This is a genomic window from Shouchella clausii, from assembly GCF_002250115.1.
Taxonomy (GTDB): domain Bacteria; phylum Bacillota; class Bacilli; order Bacillales; family Bacillaceae_D; genus Shouchella; species Shouchella clausii.
The window spans coordinates 3,542,794-3,569,134 of record NZ_CP019985.1 but is presented as its reverse complement, the minus strand read 5'-3'; the positions used below and the strand labels follow the sequence as shown (position 1 = coordinate 3,569,134).

Here is a 26,341-nt window from a genome sequence, read left to right as displayed (position 1 = left end):
CGCTCCCGCATCTTTGTTTTTAACCATCTTAACGCAATAAGGACAGTGTTTCAAGAATAGTGATGGCGTCGAAAGAGTCCATATCCTCGTCAGACAAAGAAAACGCTTGCCACACGACAACGTATGCGAACGTTTGTCTACAGCCTAAGGCTATGCATTCGCATAGCCCTAGTCCGTTACTTCAATTGGAAAAAACAATTGGCCCGTCCGAAAATGATCCGTATAAACGAGTTCATAAGAAGTATCTTTCGGGACAATAAAGGCCACTTCGCCACTTACAGACCGCCCTGGAGAAATTTGGCCACCGAGAATGCCCTTTGTTTCTACATTTGATTCATGGCTATACGCATAATGTTCACTGTCCATTAATGTCAAATTCATCAACGAAAAATTAACGGTCGACTCCCGTTTGTTTTCAATCGTTAAATCGACTTTAACTAACAGTTCTTCCTCGTTCTCCTCTTTTACAGAATAACCATTTAACGTAATCTCGATATCACTGATCTCTTGCGACTCATGTTTGCTCTCTTCTTGATCAGATGCGTTGCCTTGGACCGTTTCTGGTTTTGAAAGGCCGTTCGTCGCAAAACCGACAATCAACAAAAGACAAACAATCAAGCCTAGCAATACTAGCACTTTTTCTTTCATCTTTTTCCTTCTCTCCCTATCATACATGCTCATACAACCCTATTTATATGAACCTCGTACGCTCGTCATGTCTGATTTGTACAGCATAAAGCATAACAAGAAGAAGCGGGAGAAAGACCTTTAGCCTTTCCCAGACTGTAGCCAAACGCTCGCATACATTGTCGTTTGCCGCGATTTGACAAGCGTGTTCGATCAGTCTTTCCACCACGTATCATATACACTTACCGGGTCTTTGCGTTTATGCGCTGTTGCTGCATAACGCTTTTCTAATTTTTCCTGTATGGCGCTGTCAATGGGCTTGCCTTCCAAATAATCATCAATTTGCTTATACGTCATGCCAAGGGCTTCTTCGTCAGGCAACCCTGGTTTGTCGTCTTCAAGATCGGCTGTCGGGACTTTTTGGTACAGTGCCTCTGGCGCCCCAAGTTCTTGGAGCAGCGCTTTGCCTTGTCGCTTTGTCAGCCCATATAACGGAATGACATCACAAGCTCCATCGCCAAATTTCGTAAAAAACCCAGTTACCGCTTCGGCAGCGTGGTCGGTACCAAGTACAAGGCATTGGTAGTGGGCTGCCAAATCAAATTGGACTTTCATCCGTTCCCGCGCTTTCGTATTGCCTTTTATAAACCCAGACAGCTCTTCTCCTGTCGCTTCTACAAAAGAGGCAACGGCAGCATCAACAGCTGGCTTAATGTTCACCGTATGGATCTTATCGGGGCTAATAAACGACAGCGCCACTTGCGCATCTTCTTCATCGTGCTGAACGCCATAAGGCAAACGAACGGCATGAAATTGGTATGTCCCTGGAGCTTCCTGATTGAGCTCATCTACTGCCATTTGCGCAAGTTTTGCTGCCAGCGTAGAATCCTGGCCTCCCGAGATGCCGAGTACAAATCCTTTTGTCCCTGCTTTTCGGGTGTAGTTCTTCAAAAAGTCAACGCGCGTGCGAATTTCTTCTTTTGGATCAATGTCTGCTTTCGTATGTAAGTCACGGCGAATGGAATCTTGGTTTACTTTCATCATAAGACCTCCAATGTTGTAAAGTTGCTTATGGAAACGGAGCAAATCGTCTAATTTCCCCTCGGCTGCTAAAATGGCGACTTGCTTTTCCCCAAGCAAGTCGAAATGGGGAAACTCGTTGCGATTGTCGATCCACTGTGGGTTTAATCCGTACGTTTTGCCCCATTCAATTAACTTAGAGACATCGACGCAAGCGGCCTTCGTAACAGTAGTCGCCTGTGGAAAGCGCGGGTCGTGCCAATAATGGGTCAGAAACGCAATTTCCCCTGCCCGTGCTTTCGCTTTCCAGCCTTCTAGTTCCGTACGGTTAATGCCAAACGCCATTTTATTGCTCCTTCAACTCTTCATAACGTTGGTACCACTCAGGGAACGCCCGTTTAAAAGGAACTGGCTTGAACGTGTCTTTTTTCACAATCACATGTGTCGTCGACCCTGTTACACATAGCTCCCCGTTTTGGTTCGTAATATCGTAGGCATAAACGGTTTTAACGCCGTCATTTAGGGAAAGACGCGTCTCCACGATTGCCGTATCTCCGTAGCGAAGCGCTTTGCGGTAAGTTGCTTGCACATCATACACAGGAGCAAAGTAGCCATCTTCCTCCATCTTTACGTAACTGTAACCGGCATCTTCAATATAAGCGGTACGACCAAGTTCGAAATATTTCAAGTAGTTTGCATGGTATACGACGCCCATCATGTCGGTGTCAGCATACTGAGGGACAATTTTTGTTTGCACTTTATGGGCCACTACTTCCCCTCCTTTCTCCCACCAAACCCTTTACTCAAGTTTTCCATCAGTATAACACAGGTCGCTCTATTCCTAAAAACATTTCCGCTCCACTTTGCCCTTAAAGCGCCAGTATAAGCAAAAGGTCATAGTCCTATCATCCTTCTATCTCTCCACTATTTTATAAATAACCGTTCGCCAAACAACTAAACCCCTTTTTTGCACATAACTCGTTTTCGCAGTAAAGCAATAGCCCCTAAAGCGATACGCTAGAGGGGCTATTGCTATAGACGTTCATGCTCGTTGGTTGACAATGCTCGCTCTACATCTTCTTTCTCAATTCGCATAAATCCAGGTTGGCCAACCTCTATATGGGCCACACGCAGAGCCTGCTCTTGGATGATGGCTTCAAACACTTTCATGACGTAGCGGCCATTGCCTCCCCTATTCGCTGATTTAAAATGGCCTTTTAGAAGATCAAGTGCTGGTTGCGACCATTCATACCGATAGCTTTTTGCTTTGGTGAGTAGCATCTCGTATCGTTCGTCGGGCGTATAATCTGGAAAATGGATGGTTTTGCGCACGCGCGATTGGAGACCTGGATTGCTTGTTAACAGCTGCGCCATTTCTTTGCCATAGCCAGCAAAGACGACAACTAAGTTGGCTTCATGGGTCGTCATTGCTTGCGTTAATGCGGTCAACGCTTCCTTGCCATAGTCATTCGCGCCGCCTTGCGCCAGAGAATACGCTTCATCAATAAACAAAACGCCGCCAAGGGCATCTTCAATCACTCTCTCTGTTTTCAATGCCGTCTGCCCTACAAACCCGCTAACGAGATCGCTGCGAGAAACTTCGACTACATGGCCCTTTTTCAACAAACCAATTTGGTTTAGTGCTTCCGCATAAAGCCTGGCTACTGTCGTTTTCCCTGTGCCAGGAGCCCCTGAAAACACTGTATGGAGCGGCATAGGCGGTACGGCTAAGCCGATGTCACGCCGTGCTTCTTTTACTTTCGCGTACGCAGTCAGTTTTTTTACTTCTCGCTTCACTTCTTCGAGCCCGATAAGTGCATCAAGGCGTGAAAGAGCATCCGCGGCCCGTTGAGGCGCTGTCGATTGAATATGCGTTTCATCAAGCAATACCAAATCTGCCTCTGACTCGCCACTGCCAGAAGCCCCTTTTTCAAAAATAGCGGCACGGACAATGTTTTCGACAACACGAGCATTGCCAAACGACTGGTCGATTTTTGCCCGTTCAATTTCCGCTGATACTTTTTTTAAGGCTTGTTCGGTGAAAATAAAGTCGTTTTCCAGCGCTATCGTTTCAGCTATATCCAGCAATTCACTTTCCGTGTAGTTTTGCAAATGAAGTTGATTTTGTTCTGGAAAACGACTCCTTAGCCCTGGGTTGGAACGTATAAACGTAGCCATTTCTTTTGGGTAGCCTGCTAGGATAACGGCAAAATTTCCTGCATACTTGCCGCTTGTCATCGCCGATACAAGCGTATCAATAACCGCTTGCCCGTAATCATTGCCTCCTTGACCAGCTCGTTTTAAACTGTATGCTTCGTCAATAAAGAGGACGCCGCCAGCAGCACGCTCAATTGCTGCCATTGTTTGCTCTTCTGTTTGCCCGACATAGCCAGCAACCAGTTGGGCTCGGTCTACTTCATACACTTCTGGTTTAGAGAGAATGCCCAACTCATAATAAATTTTAGCAAGCAGCCTTGCTAAAGTTGTTTTTCCTGTTCCGGGGTTTCCTGTCATGATCATATTCAAATTAAGCAACTGCTTTGTTTGCAGTCCACGCTTTTTCCGTTCCTGTTGGTACTTTAAAAACACGTACAGTTTATGAATCCTTGCCTTCACGTCTGCAAGGCCGACCATCTCATCGAGCTCAGCTAAAGCAGACTGATGTTCTTGCGACTTGGCTAATTTAGCAGCCTGTTCATAAAATCGCTGCCCAAGTGTTGTCGCCCCAACCACAAGTTGTTTTAGCGTTTGAAACAATGGCTTCGAATAGTATTGACCTTGAAAGCTTTCAAGCAGTTGTGAAGCTGTATCAGCAAGAGCTTGCGCTTGATCGAAAAATGCGCTGGCAACGTCCTCAAGTTCCCCATTTCCAGCCAATTCCGTCTGCTCCCAATTTGCCAGAAACCGGTCTGCTTGTTCTTGAATGCGAGCAATTGCTTGTTGTTTGCCGCGGAGTTGGTCGGTTTCGCGGAGGTGTGGCCATTGTTTCGGGATCAGTTCAGCTTCTACCCACTCTGTTGCTTGACCACGCTGCTTCAGCAGGTTGACAATTTGCTTAGAAGCGCCCATTTCCTCCGCTTCTTTTAACCATTGGTACACAAACGAGTCAATCTGTTTGTGCCGCTCGAACCGGTACCGCGCTAGCTCAACGAGTTCATTGGCAGACATGGGCTCGGTTGCGTCGTTTCTTGCCAAACGTTTCCGCCAGAGCGCGGCTTCTGCCTGGATGGATTGTTGTCTGTCTTGCGCCACGCTAGTTCCTTCCTTTCTATTAATGGGAATGCCCTTCGTGGATAAATTGGCGTTTTTCCACTTCGACATCCTTGCCATTAATCGGGTTGATTAAGTAGCGATGGGCCTCTGGAAACGTTTCATTGGTCGATTCTACATGGATAAAGACATGGTTTTTGACGTTCGCCTCACGCCTTTCGCCATCAAGCTCAATTTCCACAGATTCAATGTCTTTGTCTGCATACCCTAAAGAAACATACGTACTTGCCCGTTCATTGTCTACCCAATCATTTGTGGTAAACATAAATGTGTCCATAAATTGGTCACCGCCTGTTAAAAAGCCGTTTTCAATTTCGACGGAAGCATCCAAATACTTGCGGTAGCCATCGTCTTCCACTTTCAACCGTTCCGCCGCTAAATGGCGTTCATTAATTTGGTAAACAGCAAAAACTTCTTCTTGTTCCTCTTCAAATACGGCCAATAACTCTACTTGTTCGTTTTCATGGCCGACCGCAATCGCCTCTTCAATCGTATCATGCACCGTCAAGTTCACTGGAATGTCGCCAGGGCCAGCGCTAATCATAAGCCCGCTGTAAGTGACAAGTGTCCATACGGCTAACAGCATTCCGACGATCACTGTCTTTTTAAACCACCATGCTGCAACTAAGGCGCCTATAAGCAGGATCGCTGATGCGACGAGCAACAAGACGCCGCCAATTCCTGGAGAAAACGAGATCAGCTGGTTTTCTAACAAAGGTTCTTGCAAGAACCAGTCCATTAATGGGCTCATCGGTTCGTTTTGCAACGTCCGCAATACATTATGAGGCGGCTCTGTTTCGGTTAGCCAGGAAGTCACTATGAAAACGATAAGCGCAATCACCCCTTCAGCCCGAAAGGATTTTTGTCTTTCAGCGAGCGATAGCTTGGCCCCTTTTCCGCTTAAAGATAGCAAATGCCGAAACCCAAAGACAAGCAACGGAATAAAGAGAATGTGCTTGATGAGCAACAATTGGCCATACGACAGCATCCAGCTATTCACATACTCTGGTGCAATTTCACCCATCATAATAAAGCCACTTGTTACAAGTAATAGCAAACTAAAAACAGCCACAACCGAAAACCATTGGTGAAACTTTAACGCATTGACAAGTGACGTTCCATAAAGACCGATGACGAGCAATGGCCCAATCCAAAAAGCCATCGCCACCATATGGAGACTACTGCTAATCATCCCGTGCAAACCGTTTAGAGAAGCACTATGGCTTGACAGGCTGATTGCAAATATCAGCAAAACAATGAACACAAGATTGATACCTGCGGCAACAGGCCGCAGTGCTCGTATCTTTGCCATTGCTAGCCATACAACAGCCATGAGTACGACAATCAAGCTCCCATATAGAAAACTAGCGCCAACGGCATGGTCAGCAATGACGGTCATAAGCGCATCAAGGTAGGAAATATCGAAAAAATCGGCATAAGTAACTGCCAATTTAGCCACATAGCCGAATAAAACAACAACAATCCCACCTAACAGCAGCGCAGCCGTTTGTTGTTTTGGTTCGGCACGGAGCCCCCGTTCGCCCGGAGCAAGAGCGACAGTAAAAACCCCTGTCGCAAACGCCAAAAGCGTATAGAGCAGCATATTTAAGATTGCTTCAATCATGTCTCTCCCCCATTAAAAATCTCTACCCCCATCATAGCAACCTGTTGTGGCCATGAATAGCAAAGCGCTCAAACTGAGCGAAAAACGTCAAAAAAGCCGCCAATTTTGGCGGCTGCAGCCCCATCTGTGTGATGTGGTCGACTAAGTGTTACTTAGTGGAACTACCCTTTTGGAGGAACATAGTTCGGCTGTTCATTGGACTTGTTGGCCATTTTCTTGCCGTTGTTCCGATCTGATTTGCGTGATTGTTCGCCTAAGTGGTCAGGCGTAAATTGGGCAAACCGATTGTTGTCTCCCATGTGATCCCCTCCATGGGTTTAGCTTGCCCAATGCAACGCCCACTGAGGCTTCCTTATTTTGGCATTGAGTGTTTTTGTTCAAACCGTGCTTCCAAACGCTCCATTGCTTCCCGATCTTGAGTAAGACGCTCACGGTTTTGCCGCACCAATTCAGCAAAAGATACTTTCCCTACTCGCCTCATCGTTGTTCACCTCTTTTTTCTATTACTATTACCTGAATTCTCACTTTTTAAACCATTGCCATTCGCCATTTTTTTCACTTTCTGCTCCGATGGACGTCTACGACAGCCACCTTGTTCATATAAGTAAACCATTACAACAAAAAAAGGGTGAATATCATGGAAAAAAAGGAACTTGAACAACTTTTTGAAACAAAATTGCAACGGCCGTTGTCTGAAAAAGAACAGCATTTTCTTTCTTGGATGGCACAAAAAAGCAATCATCACGACCAGCGCCCTCGTCCTGCTGCTAATAAAAGCATGAATCGGTGATAATAAAAAAACTGCCTGAGAGTCAGGCAGTTTTTCATTTATTACACGGTAGCCAATTTTTCACGTAACACCATTTGCAAAATACCACCATGGCGATAGTAATCGATTTCTACATCGCTATCGAAACGAACAAGCGCCTCGAATTCTGTTTTCTTGCCATCTTCGCTAACAGCCGTCACTGTCACATAATCCCGTGGTTTTATATCGTTGGAAATGGCGACAGAAATCGTCTCTTTTCCTGTCAGGCCAAGGGATTCTGCACTTTCGCCTGCTTTAAATTGAAGAGGCAACACGCCCATGAGCACCAAGTTGGAACGGTGAATACGCTCATAGCTTTCGGCAATAACCGTTTTGATGCCGAGCAAGTTCGTACCTTTGGCTGCCCAGTCACGAGAAGAACCCATGCCGTAATCCTGGCCGGCTAGAATGACAAGGCCCGTATTGTCTTCCTTGTATTTCATAGCTGCATCATAAATAGACATCACTTCCCCAGTCGGCCAATAAGTCGTGTAGCCGCCTTCTGTGCCTGGAGCGATTTGGTTACGAATGCGGATATTGGCGAACGTGCCACGCATCATGACTTCATGGTTGCCTCGGCGAGAGCCATATGAGTTAAAGTCTTTTGGTTTAACGCCTTTTTCCATCAAATACTGACCTGCTGGCGTATTTTTGCCAATCGCTCCAGCTGGAGAAATATGGTCCGTTGTGACTGAGTCACCAAATTTGCCAATTACACGCAAGCCATTAAGTGGTTTCACTTCTTCTGGATCTTTGGCAAGCCCTTCAAAGAACGGCGGGTTGGCAATATAAGTTGAATCGTCATCCCACTGGTAAAGAGCGTCGTCCGTCGTGTTGATTTGATTCCAACGTTCATTGCTCGTGAACACATCTGCATATTCACGGCGGAATAGCTCAGGTGTAACGGTTTTATCAACAATTGTCCGGACTTCATCTGACGTTGGCCAAATATCGTTAAAATAGACATCATTGCCGTCTTTGTCTTTGGCAATTGGGTCATTTAAAAGGTCCACATCAACTGTGCCTGCCAATGCATAAGCAACAACAAGCGGCGGCGATGCCAAATAGTTCGCTTTTACAAGCGGATGGATGCGCCCTTCAAAGTTACGGTTTCCAGACAGGACAGACGTTACGGTCAAATCATTGTCTGCAATTGCTTGTTCCACTTCTTCTTCAAGCGGGCCAGAGTTTCCGATACATGTAGTACAGCCGTATCCAACTAAATGGAAGCCGAGGTTTTCTAGATAAGGCATCAAGCCAGAATCATTCAAATAGCCTGTTACCACTTTAGAACCAGGCGCTAGTGATGTCTTCACGTACTCAGGCACTTTCAAACCTAGCTCGCTCGCTTTTTTGGCAACAAGTCCTGCGGCTACAAGCACATATGGGTTAGATGTATTTGTACAGCTCGTAATAGCAGCAATCGCTACAGCACCCGTTTTCATTGTCGTTTTGCGGCCATCGGCAAAGTTGACTTCAACGGTTTTATTGAATTCATCTTTTGAAAGACCAAGTCCTTGGTTTCCTGCTGGCGCAACGACGGCATCTTGGAAAGACTTTTGCATGTCTGGTAGCTCGATCAAATCTTGTGGGCGCTTAGGGCCAGACAAGTTGGCATGGATCTCAGACAGATCCACTTCCACCACATCTGTGTAAACAGGATCAGGCGTTTCACCAGGGACATAGAACATGCCGTTCGCTTTGCAGTACGTGCGAACCAAATCAATTTGCTCTTCAGAGCGTCCTGTCAGGCGCAAATAATTTAACGCCTCTTCGTCGATTGGGAAGAAGCCACAAGTCGCACCGTACTCAGGGGCCATATTCGAAATCGTCGCCCGGTCAGCAAGAGGCATATCAGCAAGGCCAGGGCCAAAGTATTCGACAAATTTACCGACAACACTCTTTTTCCGCAATACTTGCGTCACTTTTAAAGCGACATCAGTTGCCGTTGTCCCACTTGGCAGTGAGCCTGTAAATTTCAAGCCAATCACTTCAGGAACTGGGAAGTAAGAAGGCTGTCCAAGCATCCCAGCTTCCGCTTCAATGCCGCCAACACCCCAACCGAGTACACCCAAACCGTTAATCATGGTCGTATGGGAATCGGTTCCCACTAAAGTGTCTGGAAACGCAACTGTTTCGCCGTCCTGTTCAACAGCGTGGACGACGTTAGCAATGTACTCTAAATTCACTTGGTGGACAATACCTGTTGCTGGCGGAACGGCATTGTAATTGTCGAATGCTTTTTTGGCCCAATTTAAAAATTGGTAGCGCTCTGCATTGCGTTCAAATTCCAAATTCATATTATAGAGCAATGAATCGTCTGTTCCGAATTTGTCCACTTGAACAGAGTGGTCAATGACAAGGTCGACTGGAATTTCCGGATTGATTTGGTCGGGATTTCCTCCGAGGTCAGCCATTGCTTTGCGGAGCGCAGCTAAATCGACGACTGCCGGAACACCTGTAAAATCTTGGAGAATAACACGTGAAGGCTTAAATGGAACGTCGATCTCCTTTACGTCCTTTGTGCCCCACTTTGCTAGGTTTTCAACATGCTCTTTTTTAATGACATAATCATCGTACTGCCTTAATACGGATTCAAGCAGGACTTTAACGGAGTAAGGCAGCTTGCTGACTTTTCCGATCCCGGCTTTTTCCAGCGCATCAAGCGCATAGTAATGGTACGTTTTCCCATTCAGGTCAAAAGAAGACTTAGCATTAAACACGTCTTGTTTTTTTGACATCGAAAGACCCCCTTATCAGCATTATCATAACGTATTATGAGAGCGTTGTCTAAAGATTTACCCATCCGTAAGCGCTTTTACAAACAGGCATTCAGGAAGATTTCCCTTCATTAGGATAGCAAAAGTTGCGCCAAGTTTAAATCTTTTTTCGACAAAAATATTAAATTTGAATAGAAAAAATGGTTGCCGCCTTATACTAAGGAGCAAGGAGGAATGTTTTATGACGGAACGCCATACGTTTAAAAGTCAACGCCGCAACCAACCAAAAGGCAAGCAAGGAAGCGGCCAGCCAGAGCCATTGAGTGGCTCACACAAAACAAAAAAAGCCAACCAAGTCAATCAAACAAATGGCGAATGATGATGAAAGTCCGCCCATACGCTTTTTTTTCGCTTGCATAGACTAGAACATACCTTGTTAAAAGGAGGTTCAACTATGAGCGGATATGGTGGAGGCTTTGCACTTATCGTTGTCTTGTTTATCTTGCTAGTAATTGTCGGCGCAAGCTGGTTCTAGGCTCGTAAAAGGCTGCCATCGCAGCCTTTTATCGCATTTTTCTTTACGCAGTCCAGCCAGGTTCGTACGTATAAACAACCGTACCAAAATGTTTGGCTGCTCCTCGGAAACTTTTCATATCCTCTTGTTTCGTCAATACGTTGCGAAACACCGGAAACTCTTCTTTTGATACCGTCACTTCGGTTACTTCATTCGTCCGTAATGCTTGCAGCAATTGCGCTGCTTTTTCTTCTGTCACTATCCAGCCCCCCTTGATTAACGCAGCAGTGAGTCAATATTCGTTTGCCAGACCTTTTTACTCAATTGAAAAAAACGCCATGTTGCTAGCGCCTCTACCCATTTTATGATACAGTGAATGCGAAGAACAAGCAAAATGGGAGGATGAACATGTCAGGCTGGGATTGGTTTATGAGTTTTATTATTCTATGGACGTTCATCTTGCTTGGACTTATGCTCATCGGTGGCTATTTTATGTTCCGCAAATTTTTAAAGCGCTTGCCAAAAGCCGACGGCAAATCGATTCTTGATTGGCAAGAACATTACATTAACCAAGCATTGCCCCTATGGGGAGAAGACCAGCGTACGTTGCTTAATGAACTCGTTGAGCCTGTACCCGAACTGTTTCGCGATGTCGCAAAGGAAAAGATTGCCGGGAAAATTAGCGAGATTGCCATTAAAGAAAAAGCGACTACATTGACGCTAGACATTATGATCCGCGGCTACATTATCGCTACACCAAAACGCGACCATAAATTCTTGATTAAAAAACTAACCGAAAAAGAAATTGATTTGGCACCGTACGAACATTTGCTTGATCGGAATGCAGAAAGCCGTAAAATGAACGCACAATGACTGTAAGCCTGTTGGCCAGTGGCCGGACAGGCTTTAATCCATTTAAATGGCGGCTGTTTTTTCTCTTGCCTGTAGCAAATACATTTTATAATAAAGCCCTTTTTTGCTCAGCAACTCCTCGTGGGAACCTTGTTCCGCAATTTCTCCTTGGTGGAGAACCAAAATTCGGTCAGCGTGCTTAATCGTCGACAGGCGATGGGCAATGGCAATCGTTGTCCGGTTTTGCTCCATGGCAACAAGTGCTTTTTGAATCGCTTCTTCTGTCTCCGTATCAACCATAGCTGTCGCTTCGTCGAGGATTAAAATAGGCGGGTCGGCTATCATCGTTCTTGCAAAAGAAAGCAGTTGCCGTTCGCCACTTGAAAACGTTCCTCCCCTTTCAGTCACTTCCGTTTGATAGCCGTCAGGCAATTTATGAATGAATGCATCAGCGCCGACAAAAGCGGCGGCAGCCTCTACATCTGCTTGCGTATACCCATCACGGGAGAGCGTAATATTGCTTGCAATTGTACCGCTATACATAAACGGGTCTTGTAACACAAGCCCAACGTTTTGCCTTAGTTCTTCCTCTGGATAGGCGGATAGCTCGTTTCTGTCTATACGAATAGAGCCTTGCTTCAGCGGATAAAAACGCAACAACAAATGAATGATAGAGCTTTTCCCGCTACCAGTATGGCCAACAATGGCAAGTGTCTCGCCTTTTTTGACGGTGAATGAAATGTTTTTTAGCACGTCGGTTTTCCCGTCATAAGAAAAAGTCACATTGTCAAATTCAATTTCACCCTCTGCCATTTGCGGCTTATCGTCCCCCTGTTTACCTGGGGCAAACTCCTGTTGGTCCATTAAACGGAAGACCCGCCCAGCAGAAACAATCGCTTGTTGGAATAAAGATAGCCGCTGCATGATTTGGTTGACCGGCTCAAAAAAGCGGTCTAGGTAATTAACAAACGCATATAAAACGCCTATTTCTACTGGCCCAGCAAAGGAACCGAAGCCAAAGTACAAAAGAACGATGGCAATGGCAAGGTGGCTTAACACATCGACGATCGGCCTGAGCAGCAAGCCGTCTGCTTTCATCGCCCGGAACCCTGCGCGGTAATGAGCTTCATTTGTATCCGCAAACTCTTTTTGCAGACGCTTTTCTTGCCGGAAAGCTTGAATAATGGCCATCCCTTGGATCGACTCGCTCAACTTCGCATTGATCTCACTCAATTTGGCGCTAACTTGTTCATAGAAGCGAGAGCTGATTTTACGGTACAAGCCAACTACAGCAAGAAGTAGCGGCAGAAAAGCCAAACAATAGAAGGCAAGTGTCGCATTTAAGTAAAACATCGCCAAAAACGTCCCCATCATAAATACGCCGTTTTGAACAAAGACCGCGAGCACGCTAACATATAGTTCCTTGATGGCTTCGGTGTCGTTTGTAATCCGTGAAATAAGAGCGCCACCAGGCATGCGGTCAAAAAAAGACAGCCCTAGCTTTTGTACGTGGGCGAATACATCGAGCCGTAATGCTTGGACAATGTTTAGCGCAATTCGCCAAAAAAGGACGCTTTGAACATACTGGCCAATCACAGCCGCTACTAATAGCCCTACATACAAGAACGCAAGCGCTAACAGTGGTTTCAGTTCAAACAATTGCGGCGTTAAATAACCGTCAATAAAGCGGGCAATCAAAATCGGTTGCAGCAGTTCCGCTCCGGCAGCCACCATCATAATAGCAAGGGCCAGCATGAACCGCTTCTTATGCGGGCCGGCGTAACGGATAAGCCGCCAAAAAACGGCTCGCTGCTCACGTCCTGTCATAACGCCATCTGTATGTTTCATTCATTCCCCCCCTGTTCCACGGCCGATTCTAGCTGCTGGCGCTCATACATTTCTTTGTACCAGCCACCTTGTTGCATTAGTTCAGCATGAGTGCCTGATTGGCTAACCTTTCCATCTGCAAGCACTAGAATAAGGGAGGCGTGGCTAATCGCACTTAAGCGGTGGGCCGTCATGATAATCGTCCGTTCCCGTTTTTCTGTTTGAAGTGCTTGTAAAATCGCTTCCTCTGTTTTCGCATCGACAGCTGACAGGGCATCGTCAAGTACGAGCAAAGTTGGGTCGCTTAACAGCGTCCGTGCAATGGAAATACGCTGCTTTTGCCCGCCAGAAAGGGTCACGCCCCGCTCTCCAACAATGGTGTCATAACCAGCAGGGAAACGGAGAATATCTTCATGGACTTGCGCTAGCTTACAGACAGCGACAATTTCTGCCATTGACGCTTCTGGCTTCGCGAAAGCAACGTTTTCAGCAATGGTCGCTGAGAAAAGAAAATGTTCTTGGGGCACAAGGCCAAATGCGTCTTTAATGCAGCTAAGTTGATAAGCCCGGACCGAATGGCCATCAAGGAGAATATCCCCCTCCGTAACATCGATCGTGCGCTGCAACAGTGACAACAATGTTGTTTTTCCGCTGCCTGTCTTTCCGACAATGCCCAGTGTCCCACCTTTCGGCAAGTGAAAATGGACATTCTCAAGCACATTTGCACCGTCTGGCGAATAGCGAAAAGCGTCAATACGGACGTCGAGCTCGCCTTGGATGTCGAAATCAAGTGCCTGCTCCCTTTCAACAATGTCTGACTTTTCATTCAACACAGCGCGGATGCGGTCATACGATGCATGGCCCCTTTCCACTACATTGAAGAACATACCAATCGCCAACATCGGCCAGATCAAAAGACCTAAATAAACGAAAAAAGACGTCAACTGGCCAATCGTCATCGCCCCATCAGCTACAAAAAAACTTCCAACAGCGACTGCTAGCAAATAACAACTGCCGATCACAATCGTTATGGTTGGATCAAACAAGGCATCGACCCTCGCAACAGCCATGTTCTTTTCGACAACATCGGCTGATTTTTTTGCAAAACGGGAAACCTCTTCTTGCTCACGGCCAAATGCTTTCGTTACTTTCATTCCGCCTATACTTTCTTGGACGGTGTTGTTTAAAACACTAAAGGCAGCTTGTGCTCCAGCAAAACGACGATGAAGCAGTTTTCCATAATAACTCGTTAAGAGCGCCATCAACGGCAAGGGCAACAATGTAATGAACGTTAACTGCCAACTGATCGAAACTGCCATCGTTACGACGACCATCCCACCAAGCAAGCACGCGTCTACTATTGTTAACACGCCTTCCCCAGCAGTCGCTTGGACCGCGCGCACGTCGTTTGTGGATACGGCCATCAAGTCCCCCGTTGTCCGCTTATGGTAAAAGGAAGCAGGCATGTTCGTAAAATGCCGATACAAATCGAAGCGAATTTGCCGAGCTAACTTTAGCGACGTCCCAAAAATGAGTAAACGCCACAAAAAACGCAATATGTATAAAACAACAGCAATCCCTAGAATCAAGCCGACATCGTTTACCAATGCAGACGGTGTTAAGCTCGCGTCGGCAATCTGATCGACAACTTCCCCAATCACACGAGGGGGAATGAGCGATAAAAAAGAGACGACGGCAAGCACTGCGATTCCGCTCGCATAAGCGCGCCAATGCTTTTTAAAAAACCAGTTTAAGTCGACAAAAACCCGCATATCCCTGCCTCCCATTTGGATCGATTCAGTAAAAATTCATATTATTTAAAAACCCAATGACAGTGAACACCCTGCCGCTCAGACAGGGTGTTCACTTATTTAGACTGTTGCTTTTGCATCGCTTTCATCATTTGCGTGATTTTTTTCTGCGACGGATTTTGACCCATTTGCTGCATCATAACACGCAACATCTGTTCATTGATTGGCGGATTTTTTTTCAAATAGGACATCATTGTTTTGCGGGCAATGAAAAAGCCAATGGCTAATCCCGCAAGAACAGCGACTGTATAGCCGATAATATGCCAAACCATTCCTGCTTCTTCCTCCTTAACCCTTTCTTGTTAGCTCGTATACAACCTAATCTATTATACATGAGCCCTTTCTAATTTAAAAGGACTTGCGATTGATTCAGTCATTATTATTCAAGATACATGTCAAAACAGGACGCTGCGAACACTTTACATGAAAAAAGCGCGCTTAAAGCACGCGTTGTTTTTCAAAAGGTTGGAGCCAGCCAAAGCGCCCATCTGCGACATTCACTGCAAAAAAATGACTGTCGACTTCCTTCAACACATCAAATACAGTCGTCTCTGCACTTAAATCACCGAGTGCTTCCAACTGGATACTTTTATCGTCAATCTCTACGAGGCATCTATTTCTCTCATTAAATGCTGAACGCAGCTCATAACGATTTCCTTTTTTAAGCCCATACCGTTTATGCAGCGCTTCGTGGAGTTTGGCTTTCGGAAGCGGTTTCGTAATGTAATCCACTTGCCGGTCATAGATGTGCCGTTCGCTTTGCTTCGCCTTTGCCCGTTCTGTAAACAATTGAAACAGCTTGGCCTCTTTTCCTGAAAAGGAAGCGGCCACTTCATCACTAAGCAAATAAAGCTCATAGTGCCTCATTGTCTATCGCCTCCCGGATAAGCTACTGCTAGTATACACTTTTTGTTCTGAAATAACTGTCTTTTTCCGCTGAAATTGATCGCTAGTTTTGTCGAAAAAGAAAAAGGCTCAGGTAGAGCCTTTTTCTTTTTCGTTATTCTCAATTAGGACAAACGCATGCCTTATTTCTTTAACAACGCTTTTGCCCGTGAAACGACATTGTCAACCGTAAAGCCGAACTCAGCAATGACCGCTTCACCTGCTCCAGAAGCGCCAAACGTGTCAATGCCAAGCACGTCTCCTTCGTCGCCTACGTATTTTGCCCATCCAAATGAAGAGCCCATTTCAATCGCCAGGCGCGCTTTTACGTCTCTCGGAATGACCGCATCTTTGTATTCCTGTGGCTGCTCCTCAAAACGATCCCAAGACGGCATGCTAACTACTGAAGCATCGATGCCCTCATCAGCAAGTGCAGCTTGTGCTTTTACAGCTAACGGCACTTCTGAACCAGTTGCCAACAGCACAACTTCCGGTTTATCTTTTGGCTCCGATACAATGTATGCCCCTTTTTTGACCCCTTCATAAGCCTTTTTGTCAGTACCTTTTAACGTATCGACGTTTTGGCGGCTAAGAACGAGCGCCGTTGGGCGGTCTGTCGACTCTAGTGCGATTTTCCAAGCCGCAGCTGTTTCGTTTCCGTCACCTGGACGGACAACGGACAAGCCAGGCATTGCCCGCAATGCCGCAAGATGCTCTACCGGTTCGTGGGTTGGACCGTCTTCGCCAACAGCAACGCTATCATGAGTAAGCACATACGTGACTGGCACGCCCATAAGCGCAGATAAGCGAATAGCCGGACGCAGGTAATCGGAGAAGACAAAAAAGGTTCCTCCAAATACTTTCAATCCGCCGTGGAGCGCCATTCCGTTTAAGGCAGCTCCCATCGCAAATTCGCGGACACCAAACCAAATATTGCGGCCAGCATAATTTTCGCGACTAAAGTTGCTTTCTCCTTTTAGCGTTGTTTTGTTAGAGCCAGCAAGGTCAGCAGAGCCGCCAAACAATTCAGGCGTGTGGGCCGCAAGAGCATTGAGCGCCTCGCCTGAAGAAGCCCGTGTTGCAAGGCTCGTCCCATGTTCATAAACAGGCAAAGCTTGGTCAAATCCTTCTGGCAGCTCCCCTGAGAAAGCGCGCTCGTACTGCGCAGCCAATTCAGGATTTTCTGCCTTGTATGCCGCAAACAAGTCGTTCCATTCTGCTTCTTTCGCTGCCCCTTCTTCTTTGACTGCAGCAAAATAAGCCTTCACTTCCTCTGGAATGTAGAAGTCTTCCTCAAACGTCCACTTGTATGCTTCTTTTGTTAACTTTACTTCTTCAGCCCCAAGTGGAGATCCGTGTGACGCCGATGAAGCTGCTTTGTTCGGTGAACCATAGCCAATGACTGTTTTGACTTCAATGAGCGTCGGACGGTCTACACGTTTTGCTTCTTCAATCGCACGGTGAATTTCCTCCATGTCTGTGCCATCTTCTACACGAACAACATGCCAGCCATAAGCTTTGAAACGGTCTTCGACACTCTCTGAGAACGATTCATGCAAATCGCCGTCAAGTGAAATGTCATTTGAATCATAAAGGACAATTAAACGTTCAAGCTTCAAGTGGCCAGCTAATGAAGCTGCTTCTTGGGAAACGCCTTCCATTAGATCGCCATCGCCGCAAATCGCATACGTATAATGGTCAACAATCGGATAGTTATCAGTATTGTATGTAGCCGCCAAATGACGCTCTGCCATTGCCATGCCGACTGCCATGGCAATCCCTTGCCCAAGCGGCCCTGTCGTTGCTTCGACTCCGTCTGTATGTCCGTATTCAGGATGGCCCGGCGTACGGCTGCCAAGCTGGCGGAAAGACTTCAAGTCGTCAAGCGTTACGTCGTATCCACTTAAATGGAGCAAACTATATAGCAGCATGGAACCATGGCCAGCAGAGAGCACAAAGCGGTCGCGATTTGACCACTTCGGGTTTGCAGGGTTATGGTTCATATGCTTCGTCCACAAATTTAATGCCATCGGCGCTGCGCCCATCGGCATCCCTGGATGGCCGGAATTCGCTTTTTCAATGCTGTCGATTGATAGCGTACGGATTGTGTTAACAGCTAATTCTTCAACTTTTTTTGTCAATGGATAACACCCTTTCTGCTGCCTTCTTTCCCTCTCATCATATACTTTCTGAAAAAAATGTACAAGCCTAAGTAGACTTGTACAGTTAATGCAATCGTTTATGTTTTTGCGCCTTGCTATCCTTTAATTTTTGTGGTGTCACGTCATTTCCTTTCGCGTCGACGACTTTTACAGTATGGAGATGGTCCGTAAACGACGAGCGGAAAGCCGACAAATATTCGTTGCGGAGCGCTTTTTGTTCCATTGCTTGTTTTTTTGTCAAACCAACTGTTTTTGCTAGCTTTGACAATTCATTGATGCGATCAAGTTTTTCTTTTGACAACATCGTCATCACCTACCTTTTATTTCGCCCCTCATCATAGCACTCATGCAACACAAGGGCAAACGATTCGCTTATGGAAGGCTAGACAAACATCGCATAGCTGTGCCACGCTCATATGCGTTGGAAGTGTCGTTCCAAGAAACCGTTGTTCAAGAACCCCTATAGACTCGTTTCTTCCTTCGCCTATTCTCCTTCAGCACTGTTTTGTATCATTTTTTGCTGGTAACTACCAGCTTATGCGTTTTTTTCTTTTATGTATTTTTGATAACGGCGGTGAACAGTCGCTTTTGAACAATCAACGCCCATCCCTTTTAAAGTTAAGGCGATTTCATAAAAAGTCAGCCCCCGGTCACGGAGCCTGACAATCTCTTCCACTGGTAAATCGAGCTCGTAGCGGCCGCCGCCTCGTTTTTTAGACAAGTTCTGCTCTGGCCGGTATCCACTAGCTACTGCCGTCCTCATTCCCCGTTTAATTTTTAAATTATGTAGTTTTCGTTGGTATTCTTCTACTATACCGACAATTTCCAGCACCATTTCATCCGCTTCAGACAATACAAGCTCCCCTTGATGATGGGCTGTATAAATGGTAACGCCATATTTTTTCAATTGGTACAAGAGCGCAATTTTTGTTTTTCCTCTACCTAGACGAGTATCATCCGTAATAAGCAAACAAGAGACAATCCCTTCTTTACATAAATCCAATAAAGCAAGGAGGCAATCCCGTTCCAGGCTATAGCCGCTCGCCTGTTCTTTAAAAACAGTGTGTACATCTATGCCATTTGTCCTTGCCAATTCGACCAGTTCTTTTTCTTGCCGCTCTAAAGAACTGGTTTGGTTTTCTTTCGTTGTGCTCACCCGGCAATAGATAGCCGCCTGTTGTTTTTGTCCATTTTCCGCCAATTCTCCGCGGCCTCCTTCCCGTGAAATTCTGCTAGCCCGTATCCGCTAACAGATAGAACCAAATCGCTGTCGCCAGCGCTAGCGGCATGGCCACCGTCCTCAACCTATCCATTTTACCAACAAAGATGCCTCCGATCTAAAAAAGATGAAGTATGTCTTTCTGGCTTTCACACTTCTGACTTTCACACCTTCGATTTGCTTACTTACGTTGCTGCCGTATTCTTAATTGTCAATTAGAAAAACACGATCAATCGAAGTCGTTTCAACGATTTGCTCTTGCATGATTTGCTGTTCGTGTTTCTTGTTTTCGTCTTTTTCCTGCTCCCCAGGCCATACCAAACTTGAGAAAATGAACAATACCGTCAAAATGCCGCCGCCTACTAGCCCCATATCTTGTTTCCTCAACACGATCACCCGTTCCTAGAGAATGTTTGTTCTGTTACCAGAATACAAAGAACAACTGTTCGTGTCAACTACTTTTTTAGAACTTATGTTTGCGTTCATACGTTCGATATGGTAAAGTTTGTTTAGAACAGTCATATGAAAGCAGGTGGGAAAATGTCGAAATTATCGAAGCGCCAAGAAGAAATTTTGGCGTACATAAAAGATGAAGTAAAGAAAAAAGGGTACCCGCCGTCCGTCCGGGAAATTGGTGAAGCTGTTGGGCTTGCTTCAAGTTCCACCGTACACGGCCACTTGGCCAGACTAGAAAAAAAAGGCTACATTCGCCGCGATCCTACTAAACCGCGGGCGATTGAAGTCCTTTCTCTCGGATTTGATAATGATACATTTGTCAAAAAAGAGACAGCAAGCTTTATTCCGGTAATCGGAAAAGTTACCGCAGGTGTGCCAATTACTGCTGTTGAAAACGTCGAAGATTACTTGCCACTCCCCGACCACCTTGCCGCTTACGACAATACGTATGCGCTTGTCATTCAAGGGGAAAGCATGATTGAAGCAGGTATTTACGATGGAGACCAAGTGATCGTACGGCAACAGCAAACAGCCGATAATGGCGATATTATTGTAGCCATGACAGAAGATAATGAAGCAACAGTAAAACGGTTTTTCCGGGAAAAGGACTACATTCGTCTCCAACCAGAGAATTCTTCAATGGAACCAATTATCCTTGAAAACTGTACGATTCTCGGCAAAGTCATCGGAGTGTTCCGCACGATCCACTAACGGACTATATGACCGAGACAAACGACGAAGTATGCGAGCGTTATCCTACAGTCTGAAGACTCTTTCATCGAATGATAAAAGAGTCTTTTTTGTGTAGCTGCCATCTTGCAAATGACCAAGCAGTTTCTTCGCTCGTACATATAATAAATGAGAAGAAGGTCGTTCTACTTATTCCAATATTTAATTGCCAATGCCTTCACAAATCTGCCAGTAGTATGCAAAGGAAAACAAGCTTAGCACTACTATAACGATAGGCGATGCTAACTAGCATGATAGCTATGCTCTGATGACCGCCATAACACTCGCTTTTCCAATGCACCGGAAAGGACAAGAACGATCAAGCACTGGTAGAGCGGCATTTGACAACTAAATTAGCTATAGAACACCTCTCGCCCAACGTATTAGCCTCAATTTCATTTGCTTTCTTGCGAAGAGCACTCGCAGAAAGCTTTTTTAGTCTGGTTGGCTGCTATGTTCCTTTTGCTGATGACTAAGAGTCCATTTAAGCACGACTGCTGTCATCAGGAACAGCAAGCCAGCCGAGATAAATACATATGGGATGCCATAGCCACTTGCTATCATTCCGCCGAGAACGGGCCCTAACACATTTCCAAGAAAGCGAAAACTTTGGTTATAGCCAAGTACTTCCCCTTGCATAGCAACAGGGCACGCCTGACGGATAAAAGCAGTTGTGCACGGTAATAAGCCGCCTACGGCCATGCCAAACAGAAAACGTAAGACAATCAATTGCCAAAGAGAGCCGACAAATGCTTGTGGGATAAACAACAGGCCTGATAATAGCAGCAAAATCATCATAACTTTTTCATGGCCAATCCGATCACCGAATTGCCCCCAAGTACGAGTTAGCATTAAATTGCCGAGCCCAGTGACCGAGAAGGCAGCACCTGCTAAAAAAGCCATGTTTTCAGTATTATGGGTAATCTGGTTGACGTATAAGGCGAGCAATGGTTGAACACTAAACAGCGCCATTTGCACAATTAAAGCAACAAACATCACCATTAAGAGCAGCGGGCTTTTTACGATACGCCCAAGCACTTCTTTTGAACGATACTTTCTTTTCCTCTCCCCTTTTTCTTCGTAAACAACTTCCTTTACGCCAATTAAAACGAGGACTGTTGCGATTAGGAGAATCGATGACGTCAACAAAAATGTAAGTTCCATTCCCACTGTATCAGCGATCAATCCTCCAAAAAGAGGTCCAAGCAAACCGCCGGAAACTGTCCCTGTTTGCAAAGTTCCTAGCATTTCACCTGCTGTTTTTTTACTACTTTGGGCAGCAATCAACGCCATTGAGGCGGGAATGAAGCCCGTGGCAAGGCCCATAAAAGCGCGCAATACAAACAACTGTTCAGCAGAATGAACGTATCCCATAAAAAAGACGGATAAGGCAATGCCTAATCCTGTACCGAGCAACACTTTTTTTCGTCCAAACCTGTCGCCAACTTTTCCCCAAAGCGGGGCAACAAGAAAGGCAACAAAAAAAGAGACAGCAAACACATATCCTGCCCAGCGCTGGACTTCATCAACGTTGTAGTGACCAAACGATTCAATGTATAGCGATAAAAAAGGAATGACCATCGTCATACTTGCCGAAACAAAAAAGTTGGCAAACCACATGATGAACAAATTTCGTTTTTCAGGTTGTATTCCAATCACCTTCGTTTACATACTACTATCGATTTTATTTCGTCAATCTAAATATATAGTGGAAAAGAAGAACCGTCAAACCGTGAAAATCGCGATTTGAGGGCGCTACAATCGCAGGCAACGGAAAAAGGGCGCTTATTATTCCGTTATCACCATATTTCATGCAGTTGAATAGGCTAACAAAGGAAGGCAAGGAGGGTTTATATGGATAACGACAACAGCTGGGCTTTATTGGTAACCATCCTCGTGTTGTTTATTTTGTTGATTATAGTGGGGATTATTTTGTTTTTTCTCTAGGAGCCTATAAATGATAAGGAAACAATGAAATCATTTGATGTTCAACAGGCTCCAGTTTAGTGGCGGTTACGCCGAGCAAGCGAATTTCTCGGTCTACCTGGCCGAATTTGTCCCAAAGTTCTGCTGCGTAGCTATAAATGTCGGCGCTGTCTCGGATCGGTGCCGTGAAACTGGTTTGCCTTGTTAGCGTCTCAAAGGAACGGTACCTAATTTTAACAACGATGGTTTTACATTGTTTGCCGTGTCGTTCCAAAACCGCCTCCACTTCTTTTGCTAAACGGCGCAATTCTTTCAAGACAGCGGCTTCAGACGTCAAAGGCTGGAAATACGTATGTTCTTTCCCGACCGATTTCCGTTCACGCTGTAAGTTCAATGGCTTATTGTCAATCCCACGGGCTTTTCTATAATAGGAAATTCCTGCTTTGCCAAAATGATGGATCAAGTCAAGTTGTTCCATTTGATAGAGGTCTGCGCCTGTGTAGATTTTTAACTCGTGCATTTTTTTGCTTGTTTTTGGACCGATACCAGGAAATTTTTCAATCGGCAATTGATGGATGAAGGCAAGTGCTTGTTCAGGCGTGATGACCGTCAAGCCGGCTGGCTTCCGGTAATCAGAGGCAATTTTCGCGATGAATTTATTGTAGGAGACGCCCGCTGAACTTGTTAGCCTTGTTTCCCGCCAAATATCTTGCTGAATGTTTTTAGCAAGAAGGGTCGCGCTTTTTATGTTTAATTTGTTTTCTGTGACATCCAAGTAAGCTTCATCAATGGACATTGGCTCGACTAAATCTGTATAGCGATGCATAATGTCCCTAATTTGAAGTGAAGCCTCTCGATAAGCGCTAAAGTTCCCTTCTATAAAGATCCCCTCAGGACAACGTTTATAAGCTTCATATGCGCTCATTGCCGAGCGGATGCCGTATTGCCGCGCTACATAATTCGCTGTTGCGACGATCCCCTTCCCACCCGTTTTCCGGGGATGTTTTGCGATGATAACCGGCTTCCCACGTAAAGAAGGGCAGTCCCGTTCCTCTACAGAAGAAAAAAAAGCATCCATATCAATGTGAATGATTTTCCTAGTTGTATCCCGATGTGGTTCTGGCAATTGAATCCCTGCAGAAAACGGCATCTTCCCTCTCCCCTTTCCAATCAGTATCCATTTTCATTTTAGCGAACGTTTGATCGGTTGTCAATTGCCATGTTATAGTAGGGTATGTGAAATTTTGTATAACAACGATCGGTTTTAGCTTGTCTCTTTGGTTGACGGAGACCTGTGATGACGTTTTTCGATCCGAGTAGCTTTGTATTGCTACAAACATCCAGCACTCCATTAAATCGAGTCCACCCTCTTTTTTGTTTATGCTATCCTGTAAATAGAACCTTCTTTGCGATTATAAAGGAGCGCACTTACTTATGAAAACGTTCGCTGACTTACAAACTGGCACACACTCTCAACAACTTGCTTATCGGCTTTTAACAGAACTCGATTTGATGAATGCACTTAAACACTACTCTCCGGTATTATGCGGCACGATCCCTCTCGGCATAGACATTCCGTCTTCCGACTTAGACGTTATTTGTGACGTCCGCCAATTTGAGCGATTTGAACGAACTGTAACGGCGCTGTATCGTGAACTCCCACAATTTCGGCTAAAACGGAAAAAGATTCGCGGCGTGCCGACGGTAAAGGCAAACTTTTGCTATCAAGGAAAGGCGTTCGAGCTATTTGGCCAGCCGCAACGTGTGGAATGTCAATATGCCTATTTGCATATGAAAATTGAGCACATGCTTTTAATGGCCCATCCTGAATGGAAAGAAAAAGCGATAGATATGAAAAAACAAGGCATGAAAACAGAGCCGGCGTTTGCTTCTTTGCTTGGGATTAGTGGCGATCCTTATGAAGGGCTTTTAGCATATGGAAAACAGGCGTTTGGAATTGGCTGCTAAAAACGGTCTTTCCCCCATGTTCAAAAGCCAAGAATGGCGTTTTTACCACCCTCATGTTAGCTAGCTTTCTCGATCTTAAACGCGGAATGCGAAACTTTTATTCCGTGTCCTCGTATTTCGATTATAAAGAATCGTTCTAAAGCTAGACAGAAAGGGTGTTCGATCGTGCTAAGCTTTAAAATAAAAGATGTGCTTATCCTTCATGATAAAAAGAGCGTCACCGTGCTAGACGAACAAGAGCGTATAATAGGGGAAATAAAGAAAACGACTGTTCCTGGAAATGAGAAAGGCACTACGTTTGTCTTTGAACAAGAGGGCGTAAGAGCGACACTAGGGATAAAAAAGGGCCGTTTGCTATTTGCAACTTACCGGTTCCAACTCAACGGCGAAGAATTTCAGCTAAAAGACAACACGCTTAACAGTGTTCTGTATTTTTGTGTCAGTGGCACCATTCACGGAAAAAAATGGCGGATAGAGGAAAATTAGGACCAGGAAATAGAAATAAGCGTAGACGGAAAAAAAGTCGCACTCATTAAACCTAAATCGTTTTTAGGGGCTGATCTACTCGTCGACGCAGAAGCATCGCGCCATGCCCTGCTCTTTTCCTTATCCTGTTTGATGTATTTTATGGTGAAAATTTATCGGAAGGAGACCGAATTCATCGAAGACATCATTGAAGAGTTGCTTTAATGAATGGGTGCCATCTACGGCACATTTTTTGCGAATTTCGTTCGGCCCAAATTAACGTAATTAATATTATGTTAATTAAGTGATTCCATATGGTTTCCATAGAAACGAATTGACAAAGTGTCGAGGTAGCAAAATGGGCGAATCGCTATAAATTATATCTGTTACAAAAAAATAATTGCTCTCCCATTCTGTTAGGCAATAGAGGGATTCTACAGGAAGCTACTTATTCTCAGAGATCTGAGTTAAGGCGATGGTTATGACCGGTAACGTAGAACCGTGCATCGCTGCACAACTCTACATTCCAGCGATGTCTCATCCTCCCCTTATTTTTGTTCATTATAGTAATCACCTTTCAAAGATCGGTAATTGATGATAAGGCATTAATATTCGTTTGACGGACCATCATCGAAAATGATACGATTTTAACTGTTCATAATAACGAACAATATACTGTTTTAGGGCGTGAATTTATAAATGGAGCAAAAATATCATGTGCCTGCCTTAGATCGAGCCAACGCTGTATTAACTGTTTTAAGAGACGAGCCATACAGATGGAAGTTATCCGATTTGTCGAAAATGCTTGGGATTAGCAAAAGCACGCTTCACTCGCTATTAGTGACAATGGAGCGCTTGCAATGGGTAAGCCGTGATCGCAATGAGACATATGCGATTGGGAGCGCTATAGGACGTTTTGGGAGTGCTTTTTTCCAGCAGTTCGATCTGAGTGAAGATTTTCGACGCTTGGCCGAGCCAGTGATGCGCAATCTTCAAGAATCGATCCAATTAGCAGTGCTTGAAGGCAGCGACGTCCAATATTTAGCTAAAGTGGAAGCCCCCAGTCCTGTCCAAATGGTTTCCGGTCCCGGAGTCCGCTTCCCTGCGCATGCAACTGGCCTAGGAAAAGCTTTGATGGCTGACATGAGCGAACAACAAATATGCAATTTATACCCGGAAGAATCACTTCCTAAAATTACCGTTCATACGATTGGCTCCCGGGAAGCTTTGATCCACGAGCTTAAGAACGTACGAAAAGCTGGATATGCAATGGATATTCAAGAAGGCGTTATGGGCTTTTGCTGTACAGCTGCACCGATTCGTAAAGCAAACGGAGAAATCGCAGCTGCAATCAGCTGTTCCATGCCAATTCACCATTGGGAGGGGAAGAAAGAGCGTGCCTTGGATGAAATTGTCCAACTTGCCCAGCGCCTTTCTCACATTTAATCATCCAAGCTG

The 26,341-nt window shown here is 45.3% G+C and carries 27 protein-coding genes; 8 read left to right on the top strand and 19 right to left on the bottom strand.

Annotation, left to right across the window (positions count from 1 at the left end; all coding sequences use genetic code 11):
- Nucleotides 1-168: 168 nt before the first annotated feature.
- From BC8716_RS17350 to BC8716_RS17320, 7 genes are all read right to left on the bottom strand, one after another.
- On the bottom strand, nucleotides 169-648 hold the full coding sequence (locus BC8716_RS17350; RefSeq protein ID WP_157730479.1) for a DUF4352 domain-containing protein: 480 nt from the start codon (nucleotides 646-648) through the stop codon (nucleotides 169-171).
- Nucleotides 649-840: 192 nt separating this feature from the next.
- On the bottom strand, nucleotides 841-1,671 hold the full coding sequence (gene nadE / locus BC8716_RS17345; protein WP_094429285.1) for an NAD(+) synthase: 831 nt from the start codon (nucleotides 1,669-1,671) through the stop codon (nucleotides 841-843).
- Nucleotides 1,672-1,993: 322 nt separating this feature from the next.
- Nucleotides 1,994-2,416 (bottom strand): acyl-CoA thioesterase, encoded by a 423-nt coding sequence (locus BC8716_RS17340; protein WP_094427728.1) that lies wholly within the window; start codon nucleotides 2,414-2,416, stop codon nucleotides 1,994-1,996.
- 263 nt (nucleotides 2,417-2,679) lie between these two features.
- Nucleotides 2,680-4,899, bottom strand: a complete 2,220-nt coding sequence (locus BC8716_RS17335; protein ID WP_095256961.1) for an AAA family ATPase — start codon at nucleotides 4,897-4,899, stop codon at nucleotides 2,680-2,682.
- A 19-nt stretch (nucleotides 4,900-4,918) separates the two neighbouring features.
- Nucleotides 4,919-6,541: a CopD family protein gene (locus BC8716_RS17330; RefSeq protein WP_094427724.1), complete on the bottom strand. Its 1,623-nt coding sequence runs from the start codon at nucleotides 6,539-6,541 to the stop codon at nucleotides 4,919-4,921.
- 161 nt (nucleotides 6,542-6,702) lie between these two features.
- On the bottom strand, nucleotides 6,703-6,840 hold the full coding sequence (locus tag BC8716_RS17325; protein WP_035201379.1) for an acid-soluble spore protein N: 138 nt from the start codon (nucleotides 6,838-6,840) through the stop codon (nucleotides 6,703-6,705).
- 53 nt (nucleotides 6,841-6,893) lie between these two features.
- Nucleotides 6,894-7,022: an FbpB family small basic protein gene (locus tag BC8716_RS17320; RefSeq protein WP_011246999.1), complete on the bottom strand. Its 129-nt coding sequence runs from the start codon at nucleotides 7,020-7,022 to the stop codon at nucleotides 6,894-6,896.
- 156 nt (nucleotides 7,023-7,178) lie between these two features.
- Between BC8716_RS17320 and BC8716_RS22360 the strand changes: the two genes are divergently transcribed.
- Nucleotides 7,179-7,331: a hypothetical protein gene (locus tag BC8716_RS22360; RefSeq protein ID WP_157730478.1), complete on the top strand. Its 153-nt coding sequence runs from the start codon at nucleotides 7,179-7,181 to the stop codon at nucleotides 7,329-7,331.
- Between the two features lie 41 nt (nucleotides 7,332-7,372).
- On the opposite strand, the gene acnA is transcribed toward BC8716_RS22360, so the two are convergent.
- Complete coding sequence (acnA, locus tag BC8716_RS17315; RefSeq protein ID WP_094427722.1) at nucleotides 7,373-10,090, bottom strand: aconitate hydratase AcnA; 2,718 nt, start codon at nucleotides 10,088-10,090, stop codon at nucleotides 7,373-7,375.
- Nucleotides 10,091-10,310: 220 nt separating this feature from the next.
- On the opposite strand from acnA, the gene BC8716_RS17310 reads away from it, so the two are divergent.
- Nucleotides 10,311-10,448, top strand: a complete 138-nt coding sequence (locus BC8716_RS17310; RefSeq protein ID WP_035201383.1) for a small acid-soluble spore protein P — start codon at nucleotides 10,311-10,313, stop codon at nucleotides 10,446-10,448.
- Between the two features lie 75 nt (nucleotides 10,449-10,523).
- On the top strand, nucleotides 10,524-10,604 hold the full coding sequence (locus BC8716_RS17305; RefSeq protein ID WP_062750540.1) for a YjcZ family sporulation protein: 81 nt from the start codon (nucleotides 10,524-10,526) through the stop codon (nucleotides 10,602-10,604).
- Between the two features lie 43 nt (nucleotides 10,605-10,647).
- Here BC8716_RS17305 and ykzS read toward each other — a convergent pair whose 3' ends face one another.
- Nucleotides 10,648-10,842 (bottom strand): protein YkzS, encoded by a 195-nt coding sequence (gene ykzS, locus BC8716_RS17300; protein ID WP_041824621.1) that lies wholly within the window; start codon nucleotides 10,840-10,842, stop codon nucleotides 10,648-10,650.
- 149 nt (nucleotides 10,843-10,991) lie between these two features.
- Here ykzS and BC8716_RS17295 point away from each other — a divergent pair, with 149 nt between their 5' ends.
- Nucleotides 10,992-11,456 (top strand): DUF2621 domain-containing protein, encoded by a 465-nt coding sequence (locus tag BC8716_RS17295; protein ID WP_035201385.1) that lies wholly within the window; start codon nucleotides 10,992-10,994, stop codon nucleotides 11,454-11,456.
- A gap of 42 nt (nucleotides 11,457-11,498) precedes the next feature.
- Here BC8716_RS17295 and BC8716_RS17290 read toward each other — a convergent pair whose 3' ends face one another.
- From BC8716_RS17290 to BC8716_RS22355, 8 genes are all read right to left on the bottom strand, one after another.
- Entirely contained in the window at nucleotides 11,499-13,283 is a 1,785-nt protein-coding gene (locus tag BC8716_RS17290) for an ABC transporter ATP-binding protein (protein WP_094427720.1), read from the bottom strand.
- Nucleotides 13,280-15,034, bottom strand: a complete 1,755-nt coding sequence (locus BC8716_RS17285; RefSeq protein WP_094427718.1) for an ABC transporter transmembrane domain-containing protein — start codon at nucleotides 15,032-15,034, stop codon at nucleotides 13,280-13,282. The genes BC8716_RS17290 and BC8716_RS17285 overlap by 4 nt, the downstream gene beginning before the upstream one ends.
- A gap of 95 nt (nucleotides 15,035-15,129) precedes the next feature.
- Complete coding sequence (locus tag BC8716_RS17280) at nucleotides 15,130-15,345, bottom strand: YneF family protein (RefSeq protein ID WP_011247005.1); 216 nt, start codon at nucleotides 15,343-15,345, stop codon at nucleotides 15,130-15,132.
- Nucleotides 15,346-15,511: 166 nt separating this feature from the next.
- Nucleotides 15,512-15,940: a sporulation inhibitor of replication protein SirA gene (sirA, locus tag BC8716_RS17275; protein ID WP_094427716.1), complete on the bottom strand. Its 429-nt coding sequence runs from the start codon at nucleotides 15,938-15,940 to the stop codon at nucleotides 15,512-15,514.
- Between the two features lie 161 nt (nucleotides 15,941-16,101).
- Nucleotides 16,102-18,099 carry a transketolase gene (gene tkt / locus BC8716_RS17270; protein ID WP_094427714.1) on the bottom strand — a complete coding sequence of 666 codons (1,998 nt, stop codon included), beginning with the start codon at nucleotides 18,097-18,099 and terminating at the stop codon, nucleotides 16,102-16,104.
- An 85-nt stretch (nucleotides 18,100-18,184) separates the two neighbouring features.
- On the bottom strand, nucleotides 18,185-18,424 hold the full coding sequence (locus BC8716_RS17265) for a DUF896 domain-containing protein (RefSeq protein WP_035201394.1): 240 nt from the start codon (nucleotides 18,422-18,424) through the stop codon (nucleotides 18,185-18,187).
- A 231-nt stretch (nucleotides 18,425-18,655) separates the two neighbouring features.
- Nucleotides 18,656-19,321: a YneB family resolvase-like protein gene (locus BC8716_RS17260; RefSeq protein WP_094427712.1), complete on the bottom strand. Its 666-nt coding sequence runs from the start codon at nucleotides 19,319-19,321 to the stop codon at nucleotides 18,656-18,658.
- Between the two features lie 222 nt (nucleotides 19,322-19,543).
- Nucleotides 19,544-19,729, bottom strand: a complete 186-nt coding sequence (locus tag BC8716_RS22355) for a hypothetical protein (protein WP_142300535.1) — start codon at nucleotides 19,727-19,729, stop codon at nucleotides 19,544-19,546.
- A gap of 150 nt (nucleotides 19,730-19,879) precedes the next feature.
- Between BC8716_RS22355 and lexA the strand changes: the two genes are divergently transcribed.
- The gene (gene lexA / locus BC8716_RS17255) at nucleotides 19,880-20,506 is read left to right on the top strand and encodes a transcriptional repressor LexA (protein ID WP_011247010.1); all 627 of its coding nucleotides are present in this window, start codon (nucleotides 19,880-19,882) and stop codon (nucleotides 20,504-20,506) included.
- Nucleotides 20,507-20,959: 453 nt separating this feature from the next.
- On the opposite strand, the gene BC8716_RS17250 is transcribed toward lexA, so the two are convergent.
- Entirely contained in the window at nucleotides 20,960-22,183 is a 1,224-nt protein-coding gene (locus BC8716_RS17250; RefSeq protein ID WP_094427710.1) for an MFS transporter, read from the bottom strand.
- 292 nt (nucleotides 22,184-22,475) lie between these two features.
- Nucleotides 22,476-23,600, bottom strand: a complete 1,125-nt coding sequence (dinB, locus tag BC8716_RS17245) for a DNA polymerase IV (RefSeq protein WP_094427708.1) — start codon at nucleotides 23,598-23,600, stop codon at nucleotides 22,476-22,478.
- A 284-nt stretch (nucleotides 23,601-23,884) separates the two neighbouring features.
- On the opposite strand from dinB, the gene BC8716_RS17240 reads away from it, so the two are divergent.
- The 3 genes from BC8716_RS17240 to BC8716_RS17230 all read left to right on the top strand — a co-directional run bounded on the left by BC8716_RS17240 (nucleotide 23,885) and on the right by BC8716_RS17230 (nucleotide 26,329).
- Nucleotides 23,885-24,418, top strand: a complete 534-nt coding sequence (locus tag BC8716_RS17240; protein WP_094427706.1) for a DUF4269 domain-containing protein — start codon at nucleotides 23,885-23,887, stop codon at nucleotides 24,416-24,418.
- Nucleotides 24,419-24,583: 165 nt separating this feature from the next.
- Nucleotides 24,584-24,904: a hypothetical protein gene (locus tag BC8716_RS17235; protein ID WP_094427704.1), complete on the top strand. Its 321-nt coding sequence runs from the start codon at nucleotides 24,584-24,586 to the stop codon at nucleotides 24,902-24,904.
- 678 nt (nucleotides 24,905-25,582) lie between these two features.
- Nucleotides 25,583-26,329, top strand: coding sequence for an IclR family transcriptional regulator (locus BC8716_RS17230; RefSeq protein ID WP_094427702.1), 747 nt, complete (start codon nucleotides 25,583-25,585; stop codon nucleotides 26,327-26,329).
- Nucleotides 26,330-26,341 lie beyond the last annotated feature (12 nt).

Bases quoted from the DNA above. Each gene is read 5' to 3' on its own strand.
- BC8716_RS17350 (WP_157730479.1), bottom strand. From the start codon at position 648: ATGAAAGAAAAAGTGCTAGTATTGCTAGGCTTGATTGTTTGTCTTTTG.
- nadE (WP_094429285.1), bottom strand. From the start codon at position 1,671: ATGATGAAAGTAAACCAAGATTCCATTCGCCGTGACTTACATACGAAA.
- BC8716_RS17330 (WP_094427724.1), bottom strand. From the start codon at position 6,541: ATGATTGAAGCAATCTTAAATATGCTGCTCTATACGCTTTTGGCGTTT.
- BC8716_RS17325 (WP_035201379.1), bottom strand. From the start codon at position 6,840: ATGGGAGACAACAATCGGTTTGCCCAATTTACGCCTGACCACTTAGGC.
- BC8716_RS17320 (WP_011246999.1), bottom strand. From the start codon at position 7,022: ATGAGGCGAGTAGGGAAAGTATCTTTTGCTGAATTGGTGCGGCAAAAC.
- BC8716_RS22360 (WP_157730478.1), top strand. From the start codon at position 7,179: ATGGAAAAAAAGGAACTTGAACAACTTTTTGAAACAAAATTGCAACGG.
- acnA (WP_094427722.1), bottom strand. From the start codon at position 10,090: ATGTCAAAAAAACAAGACGTGTTTAATGCTAAGTCTTCTTTTGACCTG.
- BC8716_RS17310 (WP_035201383.1), top strand. From the start codon at position 10,311: ATGACGGAACGCCATACGTTTAAAAGTCAACGCCGCAACCAACCAAAA.
- BC8716_RS17305 (WP_062750540.1), top strand. From the start codon at position 10,524: ATGAGCGGATATGGTGGAGGCTTTGCACTTATCGTTGTCTTGTTTATC.
- BC8716_RS17295 (WP_035201385.1), top strand. From the start codon at position 10,992: ATGTCAGGCTGGGATTGGTTTATGAGTTTTATTATTCTATGGACGTTC.
- BC8716_RS17290 (WP_094427720.1), bottom strand. From the start codon at position 13,283: ATGAAACATACAGATGGCGTTATGACAGGACGTGAGCAGCGAGCCGTT.
- BC8716_RS17285 (WP_094427718.1), bottom strand. From the start codon at position 15,034: ATGCGGGTTTTTGTCGACTTAAACTGGTTTTTTAAAAAGCATTGGCGC.
- BC8716_RS17280 (WP_011247005.1), bottom strand. From the start codon at position 15,345: ATGGTTTGGCATATTATCGGCTATACAGTCGCTGTTCTTGCGGGATTA.
- sirA (WP_094427716.1), bottom strand. From the start codon at position 15,940: ATGAGGCACTATGAGCTTTATTTGCTTAGTGATGAAGTGGCCGCTTCC.
- BC8716_RS17265 (WP_035201394.1), bottom strand. From the start codon at position 18,424: ATGTTGTCAAAAGAAAAACTTGATCGCATCAATGAATTGTCAAAGCTA.
- lexA (WP_011247010.1), top strand. From the start codon at position 19,880: ATGTCGAAATTATCGAAGCGCCAAGAAGAAATTTTGGCGTACATAAAA.
- dinB (WP_094427708.1), bottom strand. From the start codon at position 23,600: ATGCCGTTTTCTGCAGGGATTCAATTGCCAGAACCACATCGGGATACA.
- BC8716_RS17240 (WP_094427706.1), top strand. From the start codon at position 23,885: ATGAAAACGTTCGCTGACTTACAAACTGGCACACACTCTCAACAACTT.
- BC8716_RS17230 (WP_094427702.1), top strand. From the start codon at position 25,583: ATGGAGCAAAAATATCATGTGCCTGCCTTAGATCGAGCCAACGCTGTA.